This is a genomic window from Methylobacterium fujisawaense, from assembly GCF_014138435.1.
Lineage (GTDB): Bacteria > Pseudomonadota > Alphaproteobacteria > Rhizobiales > Beijerinckiaceae > Methylobacterium > Methylobacterium fujisawaense.
The window spans coordinates 187,201-198,792 of record NZ_JACJIM010000003.1 but is presented as its reverse complement, the minus strand read 5'-3'; the positions used below and the strand labels follow the sequence as shown (position 1 = coordinate 198,792).

The following is an 11,592-nucleotide window of genomic DNA, read 5'->3' as shown; positions in this document are numbered from 1 at the left end:
CCTCCCGAAGTCAGGTCAGCAGGGGCGACGGACGGCGTAGCGGTAGCGCCGCCCTTGCGCGTCGAGCAGCTCGCTGTCGGGACCTTCCTGCCAGACGACCTCGTCCTCGGGCCCCGCCGCGTTGGTCAGGGTCGCCCCACGGACGATGTCGAGGCTGAGGCCGAACCCGTAATTGGTGGCGGTCGCGTCGGTGATCGCGGCCGTGATGTCGGCCTCGTCGGGCAGGCAGGCGAACAAGACGCCGTCGGCGATGGCGAGGGTGTAGGTTTGCACGGATGGGCTCCAACAGGCTCGAAGAGCGTGGACCGGCACGGGAGCGCCCAAACCTAGGCATCGCCACCGGGATGTGAAGGCTTCCCACCGAATTGCTGCATTGCACCATTTCGTGAGGACAAGCCCCGCGCAAGCCCGCCGCGCCGCGTCTCACCGCCCCAGATGGCTATCGAAGAACCGCGCCATCTCGCCGAACACCTCCTTGGTCTCCGGGGCGTCCGGGGTGAAGAGGTACTGGGCGTGGGACATGCCCTCGAACACCTGGAGGGACGCCTCGATCCCGGCGGCGCGCAGCTTCCGATGGGTGCGCACGGTGTTCGACAGGAACAGGTCGCGGGTGCCGGTGATCAGGATCGCGGGCGGCAGGCCGGCGAAATCGCCATAGATCGGCGAGAGCTGCGGGTCCTTCAGGTCCCGACCGGCGGCGTAGAGCTTGGCGGCCGGCGTCAGGTAGCCGGAATAGCTGACGAGAACGTTATCCAACCACTCGTTGGTCCGGTAGCTGTCGCCGGTCTCGGTCATGTCGGACCAGGGCGTGCCGAGGCCGATCGCCGCCGGCAGCGCCAGTCCCTCGGCCTTGGCGCGGAGCATCAGAGCCAGGGTCATGCCGCCGCCCGTGGAGGTGCCGAACACCGCCATGTTCTGAGGCTTCTGCATGGTCAGCATGGCGCGCCACACGGCGGTCGCGTCGTCCATGGCGGCGGGGTAGGGGGCATCCGGCGGCATGCGGTAATCCACCGCGATGACCTTGTAGCCGCCGAGGCCGGCCATCAGGATCGCCTCCAGCGTGCCGGACTCGCCGGGATTGTAGACGTAGCCGCCCCCGTGGATGTGCAGGAGCAGGCGGTTGCGGTTGGCCTCGGGCATCTGCCGGGGCTGGATCACGAAGGCCTTCACGCCGCCGATCACGGCGGCCTCGCTGGTGACGCCGAGCTTCTCACGCAGGGCGGGGAGGGCGGCGGCGCCGGCGGCGGCCAGCCGGTCGACCAGGGCCTTCCAGGCCGCGGCGTCCGGCGGGTTCGCGTTCCAGGCCGGCACGCGGTAGGGCGCCGCCACAGCCGTGCGGAATTGCGGACTCGTCGTGTCGGCAGGCACCGGCACGACCTTGGCCGGTACCGTCCGTGGCCCCGGCGCGGCATTGGCCGCCCCGATCTCGGCCTCGAGCTGCTCGAAACGGGGAACTGGCCTCTCGGCGGGTGCGGCCTGCCCGAGGGCGGCGTGGGTTCCGCAGGCGATCATCAGCAGCGCGGACAGGCTCAGGCGCATCTCGGTTCCTCCTGGGCAGCCCGGTCTGCGGACCCGTCTCGGCGGGGGCCGGCTGCGTGGATCCATGAAGTATCGGACGGGGCGGACCGCGACAGCGGCCCCGGTTACGATCACGGCCGTGCGTTCACGCTTCGAGGCGCGGCAGTGCAGCCGGGGTGGCCGGCTCGACCACCAGGGTCGCCGGCACGGCGCCGTCACCGGCCAGCGCCTCGGCGATCGCCTCGGGGGCGATCGGGTCCTCGGCGGCAGAACCGGCGAGATCCGGCGTGATCCGGGCGGTCTCCCGCCGTGTATCGGTCTCCGCCGCGGCGTGCTCGTCGGCGACGCCGGCCACCGCCTCGGGGGCGATCAACCCGATGGCCGCCGCATGCTCGGCCATGGCGACGCTGTCGCCGGCCAGCACCAGGCTCGATCCGGCCCGGGCGACGGCGCCGGCGAGGCGGACGATCTCCTCGACCCGGGCCGAGTCGCGGGACACGTTGCGGATGTAGACTGCCAGCACCCGCCCGGGATTCTCCTCGACGATCTGCGCGTAGACCTCCGGATCGTGCTGGCCGCTGTCGCCGATCAGCACGAAGGGCAGATCCCGGTAGAGGGCGAGCATGTGGCGGATCAGCGCCTGCTTGTGGTCGGTGGCCCGGCGCGGCAGCGGATGCGTCCAGGACAGGCCCCATTCCCTCAGGAACAGCACCGGCCCCGCCGGAATGCCGTGGCGCTGGAAGAATTCCGACAGCATTTCGTAGAGGCCCCAGGGGGCCCGGGAGACGTAGAGCATCGGGTTGCCCTCGCCGCCGCCGGCGCCCGCATGCAGGGCCCGGTAGAGGGCGGCCACACCCGGGAAGGCGACCCGGCTCTCGGCATCCTCCACGAACAGGCGCCAGAGCATCGTCAGCTTGTTGGCGACACCGGTGCGCATGACCGTGTCGTCGATGTCACTGACGACGACGACACGGCACTGGTCGGGCGGGATGAACACCGCGCCCTCGGCGGGGATCGGCGGGTCGGCGTCGAGAAGGAGGTCGACCGCGTGCCACTCCCCCGGCGCAGACGGTCGCGTGCGCGGGTGCAGGTGCAGACGGAAATAACCGTCGCGGTCGGTCTCGACCCGGACGGCGTCGTCGCCGAACCGGGCGGTCACGGCTGCTCCGGCAATCGCCCGCCGGGCGATGCGGCGCCGCAGGTCGCGCCATTGCGCCCGCAGGGAATCGGGATCCTCGCCGGGGATCCCGGGCGATTGCCGGAAGACGCGGCCGATCAGGAATACCTCATCGCGTGAGCCGTAGCCGCGGTACGGCTCGACCACGAGGCCACCCGGTCCCTTGCCGCCCCGGCCCTGCGCCCGGCGGACCGGCCGGGTGAGGACCCGCAGCGCCTTGGTGGCGCCCCTGCGCACGCGTGAGGCCATGGACCGGCCGCTCCCGGGCGCTCAGGCCTGCGGCAGTTCGGGGCTGAGCCCCATCGCGTCGAGGCCCTCCTCCAGCAGATCCCCGGCGTCGGGCGAGCCCAGCAGCTCCCGCACGGCGCCCTCGCCAGCGGCCTCGCGCTCGCGGGCGAAGCGCACGGCCTCGCTCCACTCCTCCGGCTCCATGTCGCCGCGTCCGATATAGAGAAGGGCGAGCAGCTCGGCCCGGGAATCGTCGTCGAGCCCGGCGATCAGGCCCCGAACCTCGGATTCCGTGGCGTCGTCGGTGCCGGAGGTCAGGACGTCGGTAGACCCGTCGTCGATCGGGTTCGAACCCGAATCCGGATCGGTGTTGCCCTCCTTCACCTCGATGGCGCGCAGCCGCATGACGATGTCGGTGACGGTTTCGACGGCGATATCCATGCGCTGATCTCCGAACGCTGACAGGAGCGGCCAAGCGGGGCCCTCAAGCCGCGACAACGGACGAGCGGGCCCGGGGTTCGCCCCATCCCCATCGAAGGCGCGGTGCGTGGTCCGCGCCACTTCCCGGTTGGACCACCGTAGGATAGAGCCTGCGAGACTATTTCGATAACCGGGTCAACATCGGCGATAGACGTGGTTTCTATAGAGTCTGCTGGAACATCCTTCGCCGATACCACCGTCTCCTGCGTACGCGACTCAAGGTCTCGGCGCTCGGCCGGGCGCCGCTGGCACGTCGGCGCCCTCGCGGGGCTCTGCGGAGTGGCCGGATCCGTGCTGCTTGGACCAAACCCCGCCGAGGCCAGGCCCGCGAGCTACGAGGGCAGCGCGCCGAGCTGCTTCCTCACGGGCGGCGGCGCCCTCGAGATCTGCCGGGATGGCTCGGAGGCCGAGGGCGTCCTGATCGCGCCGGCGCCCTGCGCGTTCGTACGCGGCGTTCAGCTCCTGCGGCTTGCCCGTTCCGAGGCACCGGGCCCGATCCAGGCCCTGTTCCAGGGGCAGACCCCGGTGGCATCCCGACGGGACGAGCCCTGCCCGGAGCGCCGCGCCACGGACAGCCGGGATGGCGGCGCCCTGCGCACCGGGCGGACCTTCGAGGCCTTGGTCACGACGCTGCCGCCCACGGCCGACCGGTTCTGGGTCGACCTGCCAGAGCAGAGCACGCGGGCGCGCGGCTGGTCCGAACCGACACCGACGGCCGAGGGCATCGGCCCGCGCGACCCGATCGCGGTGACGGGCCGCACCTGGGCCGGGGAGGCCTACAGCTACGTCTTCCTGCTCGGGCAGGAGCGCGTGGGCGTCACCGGCGGGGACGATGCCGAGACCGAGCGCCGGGGCCGCCGTCGGCGCCGGCGAGCGGAGCAGGACGCGCCGGCGTCCGGCCCGGCCGATGTCCGCCGCCGCGTGCAGATCGAGGCAAGGACCCTCGATTTCCAGACCTTCGAGATCCGCACCCGCACCGCGGACGGGTACGGCCTGGCCTGGACGCCGTTCGAGGCGGGCGCGGGCCGCGGGCGGCGCAGCGACCCGCCCGCCCCCGCCGCGGTGATCGACGAAGCGGGCAAGCCGGTGACCTCGGCCTGCACGGCCCCGGCCTTCGAGACCCACGGGCTCGCCGGTTCGATCAGCGTCGTGGATCGCACCTATCACTACGTCTACACCGACGTGCTGCCCGAGGATTGCGGCCTCGCCCCCGAGAAGCGCCGCACCGGGCTCTTCCTGCGCACCGCGCAGGACCTGTCCGGGGCGAAGGTCTGGTCGACGGCCCGCAAGCTCGCCGGGCCGCTGCCGCCCGGGTCCCTCGTGCGGGTGGCCCGGGCCAAGGGCTTGCAGCGCTGGGCGGTCTCCTACACGTGCCAGCGGCCGGCCAACGCGCCGGGCGGCCCCGTGGCGGACATCTGCCTCCAGTACACCGCCGACATGAACCTCGACGGCATCGGCGCCCTCAAGCTCTACGCCGATCCGGTCGAAGCCGGCCGCTCGCCGGCCTATCTCGGACTGCGCTCGGGGGGCGACGGCAGCGGCCGGTACGATCGGAGCGCGCATTTCTGGATGACGGACGCGGAAGGCAACCTCGACACGCCGGCGATCTATCCGAACAAGGCCGGGTTCCTGACCTGGCTCGACCGGCTCGCTCCGACCGCCTCCGGCCGCGACACGTCGAGCCTCTACGGAAGGCCCGTTTACTGGGCGACGTGGACGGTGCGCCAGATCGGCGCGCAATAAGTCGCGGGAGGCGCTATATGGGCGGCCGACAAGCCGCGCGCGGCGTGCCTGACGGACCCGATGGAAACCCATATCGACCTGTGGTTCGCCGCGAGCATCGTGGCGATCTCGTTGCTCCTCTCGGCTTTCTTCGCGGGCGCGGAGACGGCCTTCACGGCCGCGTCGCGGGCGCGGATGCACGCCCTCGAACAGGCGGGCGACCCGCGGGCCGCGATCGTCAACCGCATCCTGGCGATCCGCGAGCGCTTCATCGGCGCCATGCTGATCGGCTACAACATCGTGGCGATCGGCGCCTCGGCCTTCACCACCAGCGTGCTCACCGCGCTGTTCGGCAAGAGCGGCGTGATCTACGCCACGGTCGGCATGTCGGTGCTGGTCATCGTGTTCGCCGAGGTGCTGCCGAAGACCCTCGCCATCTCCAAGCCCGACAAGGCGGCGCTGCTCACCGCCCGGCCGGTGGCCTTCGCGGTGGCGCTGATGGGCCCGCTGGCCATCGCCATCGAGCATCTCGTGCGGCTGATGCTGAAGCCGTTCGGCGTCACCATCGGCGAGCACCAGTCGATCCTCACCGCCGCCGAGGAGCTGCGCGGGCAGGTGGCGCTGATGCACCGGGAGGGGGGCGTCGCCAAGGCCGAGCGCGACATGCTGGGCGGCCTCCTCGACCTCTCGGACCTGTCGGTCTCCGACGTCATGGTCCACCGCACCAAGATGCGGGCGATCGACGCCGACCAGCCCTCCGAGGACATCGTCCGCGCGGTCCTGTCCTCGCCCTATACGCGCATGCCCCTGTGGCGCGGCACGCCGGAGAACATCGTGGGCGTGCTCCACGCCAAGGACCTGCTGCGGGCGCTCGACGCGGCGGGGGGCGACGCCTCGGGCCTCAAGGTCGAGGCGCTCGCCCTGGAGACGTGGTTCGTGCCGGGCACCACGTCCCTGCGCGCCCAGCTTAAGGCCTTCCTCACCAAGAAGACCCACTTCGCCCTGGTGGTCGACGAGTACGGCGAGGTGATGGGCCTCGTGACTCTGGAAGACATTCTGGAGGAGATCGTCGGCGACATCGCCGACGAGCACGACGTCACGGTCTCGGGGGTACGCCCGCAGGGGGACGGGTCGGTGAACGTCGATGGCGGCGTGCCGATCCGCGACCTGAACCGCGCGATGGACTGGAAACTCCCCGACGAGGAGGCGACCACGATCGCGGGCCTCGTCATCCACGAGGCCCGGACCATCCCGGATCAGGGGACGGCCTTCAACTTCCACGGCTTCCGCTTCCAGGTGCTGCGGAAGGCCAAGAACCGGATCACCACGCTGCGCATCACGCCGCTGACGGCGACCGGGCTCCAGGCCACCGCTCAGCCGGACGCGCAGCGCGACGCGGTGTGATGCCGCGTCCGGAGACGCGATGCTGATGGACCTCGCGGCATGCCGGGTCACGTCGCGCCACGCAAAATGACGGGGCGCGCGTCTTCGACCGGAATGCGGGTGCGGCACCGGGTCCCGACGACGGTTTTCCCGCCGTCCGTCTGAGGTCCATCCGCGACCGGCCGCGCGCCTCAGCCCGGCATCGCCTCCAGCCCCTCGGCGCGGATCCAGTCCCGGGTGCGGTCGAGCGCCCGGCCGAGCCGGTCGAACAGGGCATCGATCTCATCCGGCGCGATGATCAGCGGCGGGCAGACCGCGACGCGGTCGCCGGCAAGCGCCCGCACGATCAGACCTTCGCCCTGCGCGAAGGCGACGCAGCGCGCAGCGACGCCGGCCTTGGGGTCGTATTGCCGCTTGGTGGCCTTGTCGGCGACGATCTCCAGGCCGCCGATCAGCCCGATGCCCCCGGCCTCGCCCACGAGGTCGTGCCCGGCCAGCGCCGAGAGGCGACGCTGGAACTGGGGTGCCTTCTCGGCCGCCCCCTCGATGATGCGGTCGCGGCGATAGATCTCGATGGCCTTCAGCGCCACGGCCGCAGCCACCGGGTGTCCGGAATAGGTGGTGCCGTGGCCGAAGGTGCCGATCTTCTCGCTCTGGCCGACAAGCGCTTCGTAGAGCGGTTCGTCGATGCTCACGCCGCCGAGCGGCATGTAGGCCGAGGTCAGGGCCTTGGCGAAGGAGATCGAATCGGGCCGGGCACCCAGCGCCTCGCTGCCGAACCACGTGCCGAGCCGTCCGAAGCCGCAGATCACCTCATCGGCGATGAAGCGGACCTCGTATTTCGCCAGCACCGCCTGGATCGCGGAAAAATAGCCCCGCGGCGGCACGATCGCGCCGCCCGCGCCCATGACCGGCTCGGCGATGAAGGCCGCCACCGTGTCCGGCCCCTCCCGCAGGATGGTCTCCTCCAGTTCGGCGGCGAGGCGGGCGGAATAGGCCTCCTCGCTCTCGCCCGGCTCGGCGCCCCGGTAATGGTGGGCGGCGGAGACGTGCAGGAAGCCCGGAAGCGGCAGGTCCCAGTCGGCGTGATTCGCGGCGAGCCCGGTCATCGACGCACTGGCGACCGTCACGCCGTGGTAGCCCTTCTGCCGGGCGATGATCTTCTTTTTATTCCGGCGCCCGAGGGCGTTGTTGTAATACCACGTGAGCTTGACCTGCGTGTCGTTGGCCTCGGATCCCGAAGACGTGAAAAAGATCTTCGAGGTCGGAACCGGCATCAGCTCCTTGAGCGTCTCGGCGAGTTCGATACCCGGATCGTGGCTGCGGCCGGAGAACAGGTGCGTGAAGGGCAGGCGCGCCATCTGCGCCCGGGCCGCCTCCACCAGCTCGGCGTTGGAATAGCCCAAGGCCGTGCACCACAGGCCGGACATGCCCTCGATATAGGGACGCCCCTCGGTGTCGTAGACGTGCACACCCTCGCCGCGCTCCAGAACCAGCGGACCGATCTGTCGGTGCGTCGACAGGTTGGTGTAGGGGTGGAGAACGGTTTCGACGTCGCGGGTCGCGAGATTCGAGAGCATGGTTCGCAAGGTCCTCGTGCGAGGGTCACCGCCGCCACACTACCGACCCGATGCCCCGGCAGGTAGCCCGAAGGACCCGCGGCCGGCCGTTACCGGACGCATGCCGCCCGCGACCGCCTCTGTTGACGCCCGACCGATGCTCAATCCGGAAACGTTCGTCGCACAACCCGCCCCCGGCCGCGCCTGCGGCGCCTGCACGCTCTGCTGCAAGGTCTACGACGTGCCCGCGGTGGAGAGCGTGGCCGGACAATGGTGCCGGCACACCAGGGCCGGCCAGGGCTGCGCCATTCACGCCACCCGGCCCGACCATTGCCGGGCATTCCACTGCCTCTGGATGACGGAAGGCTGGCTCGGACCGGAATGGAAGCCGGATCGCGCCAAGATGGTGCTGAGCCTCGACCCGCTCACCCGCAACATGAACGTCCAGGTCGATCCCGGCCAAGCGGGCGCGTGGCGGCGCGAACCCTATTACGGGCAGCTCAAACGCTGGGCCGTCGCCTCGGTGCCGCTGCGGCGGCACGTGCTGGTCCACGTCAACAAGAGCACCACCGTCGTCCTGCCGGACCGCGATGTCAGTCTCGGAGTGGTCGGCGCCGACGAACGCATCGTCACCACCGACCGCATGACCCCGCAGGGCCCGAGCTTCGACGTCCGGAAAGTCCCGGCCTGAGCCCATCGGCCCGGACCGGAGGAGCCCACTCTCAGGGGCTCATGAACACGTAACCGCTCCGTTTCAGCACTCCGGGTCGGACGCCCGTCAGCCGGGCGGATTGCCTGTCCCGCAATCCGGTGCCCGGCGCCTCCGGCACCGTGGATGCGCCCCGGACGAGGAAGCGACAGCGCGGCATCCCCACATCCCGGTCGGGCGCGGAGGGGAGGCGGGCTCCACGCGCCGCCGGCGCCGCCGCGGCGCGGTCGCGATGAGATGATGCGCGCGTCTTGCGGAACCGGCCGGTTTGCTCAAGTGATCGGGCATGACGACAGTTCACGATCTCAGCGTGTCCGCGGCCGACGGCACGCCTTACCCGCTCGCGCAGCATCGCGGACAGGTGCTGCTCATCGTCAACACGGCCTCCCGCTGCGGCTTCACCCCGCAATATGAGGGCCTGGAGGCGCTGTCGCGCCGATACCGGGAGGAAGGTCTGACGATCCTGGGCTTCCCCTGCAACCAGTTCGGCGCCCAGGAGCCGGGCGACGCCACCGAAATCGCGCAATTCTGCTCGCTGCGCTACGACGTGAGTTTCCCGGTGCTCGCCAAGATCGCGGTGAACGGGCCGGATGCCGATCCGCTCTACGCCCATCTTACCCAGGCCCGACCGGGGCTGTTCGGCACGCGGATGGTCAAGTGGAACTTCACCAAGTTTCTGGTGGGTCGTGACGGCCGGGTCATCGCCCGTTTCGCGCCCGGGACGAAGCCCGCGGCCCTGGAGGCGAAGATCCGGGCTGCCCTGGCCGCGCCAGCCTGAGCCGCGTCGGCGAGACTCTGGCGTCAGACCGCGTCGAGATCCGCCGCCTCGGGGGAGGGAACGCGGCGTCGGTCGACCCGCTCGCGAGCCCGCAGCACCGTCCGCAGGGACGCGACCGGGAAGGGGCGCACCGACTCGCGCAGGATGCCCGTCAGGAAGCGGATTTCGGCGATCTTGCGCAAGGTCAGGTCGGGGGCACCGGCGCTCTTTGCCCTGCGTTCGAGGTCCGAAAGAGCGTCGAAGAGCGCGTATCGCGCGGGTAGATCCCGGAACGATTGCTTCGAGGCAATCAGCGTCGCCAGTTCGCCTTCAAATCTGCATCGGACAGGCTGATCGGAACGCATTGTCGACTCGAACACAATGTGCGCCGACCTTAAAACAGTGTTCGCAGCTTGTCAGCCGCTGAAGCCGACCGGGCGCCGCGAATGCCGGATTGTTGCCCAATTGCATCTGCGCGACGGATCGCACTTCGGGTCTCGGCTCAGCCTTCGACACCGACGAACGCGGCCGCCGCCTCGAACTCGATCCGGCGCGCCGCGAGGCGTGCTTCCGCCTCCGCGTCGCGCCCCCAGACGGCAGCCTGGTAGGTCTCGTCGACGTGAGCGGCGTCCCAGGCTTCCGCCGGGGCCAGGCGGCCACGCAGCACCGCCAGCGCGATCAGCAGGGAGCCGGTCAGGGTGGTCAGGGTGTGCAGTCCGGCCAACCGGAACGGATCCGTCACCGCATTCACCGCCGTGGAGAGGGCCTGGATCGTGTCGGCGGGCTGCTCGACATGCATGACGCCCTCGCTCAGGATCACCCGCGCACCGAACTCGTCCCGCGCCCAGGCGAGGATCGGGTCCCAGGCCGCCGCCTGCGCCGCCACGAGGCGCTCCGGGTCACCAGCGCGGTAGGCCACGAGATCGGTGCCGGCATAGGCGCAGAGATCGGCCGCCACCGCAGCCAAGCGGGGCGTGACGCCGTCGATCGCCGTGTTGGCGAGCCGCGTCAGCGGCATCTGTGCCGGGTCGATCGCAGTGTCCTGGGCCGCCCATTCCGCCGCGACCCGCTCGGCCAGGGCGCGGCTCGGGAGCCGCAGCGGGTTGCGGGCCGGCGTGTTGGCCGGACGTCCGTCCAGGGTCAGCCGGAATCCGTCGGCCTCTTCGGAGAAGCCGGCCTCCGTGTAGAACCGCCGGGGCAGGGCGGGCTTGGAATGGCCCCGGGCCGCACGGATCGGGTCGGGCCGCGCGCCGTCGCCCGGTTCGCCGAGCCAGTCTGTCGTCTGATCGCTCATGGACGCGAGATAGGCGTTTCCGGCCCGGCGCGCGAGCCTTTCGCCATCAGCCGCCCGTCGCGAGGCCCTCGAGAAGCAGCACCTCCAGCGCAGCGGCCGTCGGGACGACCGTCACGGCCCCGGCCCCGTAGAGCGCGTCCGGCGGATGATACCCCCAGGCGACCCCAATGGCCGTGGCACCGGCCGCCACGCCCATGGCGATGTCGAAGGTCGTGTCGCCCACCATCACGGTCGCCTCCGGCGCGCAACCGGCCTCGCTGATCGCCTGCCGCAGCATGGTCGGGTCCGGCTTGGACGGCGCGTCGTCGGCGCTCTGGGTCGTGGCGAACCACTCCGCCCAGCCGTGATGCGCGATAAGCCGGTCGACGCCGCGCCGCGACTTCCCCGTCGCGAGGCCGATCAGCACATCCCCACGGTCATGGAGCCGGGTCAGCAGGTCGGCCATCCCGGGGAACAGCGGTTCCTCATGGGCCGGATCGAGCCGCAGGCGGTTGTAGGCCTGCTTGTAGCTCTCCGAGAGTTCCGCAACGGGGCCGTCCTCGCCGACCAGACGCCGGAAGGCCTGCGGCAGTGACAGGCCCACCACGGACAACGCCTCGCGCCGCCCCGGGGCCGGCAGGCCATTCTCCGCGAAGGCCACCTCCTGGGCCGCCACGATCAGGTGCTGGCTGTCGACGAGGGTGCCGTCGACGTCGAAGACGACGAGCCTCATCGCCGACGACGCGCCAAAGGCGGCCCCGACGGCGCGGATGGGCGGATGTCGGA

The 11,592-nt window shown here is 70.9% G+C and carries 12 protein-coding genes; 4 read left to right on the top strand and 8 right to left on the bottom strand.

The annotated features are described in order from the left end of the window. Positions 1-15: 15 nt before the first annotated feature. The 4 genes from GGQ91_RS09995 to GGQ91_RS09980 all read right to left on the bottom strand — a co-directional run bounded on the left by GGQ91_RS09995 (position 16) and on the right by GGQ91_RS09980 (position 3,364). Entirely contained in the window at positions 16-273 is a 258-nt protein-coding gene (locus tag GGQ91_RS09995) for a hypothetical protein (RefSeq protein WP_043352044.1), read from the bottom strand. Positions 274-423: 150 nt separating this feature from the next. After that, the gene (locus tag GGQ91_RS09990; RefSeq protein ID WP_043352045.1) at positions 424-1,539 is read right to left on the bottom strand and encodes an alpha/beta hydrolase; all 1,116 of its coding nucleotides are present in this window, start codon (positions 1,537-1,539) and stop codon (positions 424-426) included. A gap of 124 nt (positions 1,540-1,663) precedes the next feature. Further along, positions 1,664-2,944: an App1 family protein gene (locus GGQ91_RS09985; protein ID WP_182591894.1), complete on the bottom strand. Its 1,281-nt coding sequence runs from the start codon at positions 2,942-2,944 to the stop codon at positions 1,664-1,666. Positions 2,945-2,965: 21 nt separating this feature from the next. Next, positions 2,966-3,364, bottom strand: coding sequence for a DUF3775 domain-containing protein (locus GGQ91_RS09980; RefSeq protein ID WP_043352051.1), 399 nt, complete (start codon positions 3,362-3,364; stop codon positions 2,966-2,968). Between the two features lie 330 nt (positions 3,365-3,694). Here GGQ91_RS09980 and GGQ91_RS09975 point away from each other — a divergent pair, with 330 nt between their 5' ends. After that, positions 3,695-5,146, top strand: coding sequence for a hypothetical protein (locus GGQ91_RS09975; protein ID WP_343066778.1), 1,452 nt, complete (start codon positions 3,695-3,697; stop codon positions 5,144-5,146). Between the two features lie 60 nt (positions 5,147-5,206). Beyond that, complete coding sequence (locus GGQ91_RS09970) at positions 5,207-6,529, top strand: HlyC/CorC family transporter (RefSeq protein ID WP_043388750.1); 1,323 nt, start codon at positions 5,207-5,209, stop codon at positions 6,527-6,529. Between the two features lie 170 nt (positions 6,530-6,699). Here the strand turns inward: GGQ91_RS09970 and GGQ91_RS09965 are convergent, their stop codons facing one another. Further along, complete coding sequence (locus GGQ91_RS09965) at positions 6,700-8,088, bottom strand: aminotransferase (RefSeq protein WP_043388754.1); 1,389 nt, start codon at positions 8,086-8,088, stop codon at positions 6,700-6,702. Between the two features lie 136 nt (positions 8,089-8,224). Between GGQ91_RS09965 and GGQ91_RS09960 the strand changes: the two genes are divergently transcribed. Further along, the gene (locus tag GGQ91_RS09960; protein ID WP_043352059.1) at positions 8,225-8,758 is read left to right on the top strand and encodes a hypothetical protein; all 534 of its coding nucleotides are present in this window, start codon (positions 8,225-8,227) and stop codon (positions 8,756-8,758) included. A 304-nt stretch (positions 8,759-9,062) separates the two neighbouring features. Next, a complete protein-coding gene (locus GGQ91_RS09955) occupies positions 9,063-9,554 on the top strand; it encodes a glutathione peroxidase (RefSeq protein ID WP_210281226.1) in 492 nt (163 codons plus the stop codon). A 23-nt stretch (positions 9,555-9,577) separates the two neighbouring features. Here the strand turns inward: GGQ91_RS09955 and GGQ91_RS09950 are convergent, their stop codons facing one another. From GGQ91_RS09950 to GGQ91_RS09940, 3 genes are all read right to left on the bottom strand, one after another. Continuing rightward, entirely contained in the window at positions 9,578-9,898 is a 321-nt protein-coding gene (locus GGQ91_RS09950; RefSeq protein ID WP_182592146.1) for a hypothetical protein, read from the bottom strand. Positions 9,899-10,035: 137 nt separating this feature from the next. Next, entirely contained in the window at positions 10,036-10,827 is a 792-nt protein-coding gene (locus tag GGQ91_RS09945; RefSeq protein WP_182591892.1) for an ATP12 family chaperone protein, read from the bottom strand. Positions 10,828-10,873: 46 nt separating this feature from the next. Next, positions 10,874-11,539 (bottom strand): HAD-IA family hydrolase, encoded by a 666-nt coding sequence (locus tag GGQ91_RS09940; protein ID WP_043352067.1) that lies wholly within the window; start codon positions 11,537-11,539, stop codon positions 10,874-10,876. Between the last annotated feature and the right edge of the window lie 53 nt (positions 11,540-11,592).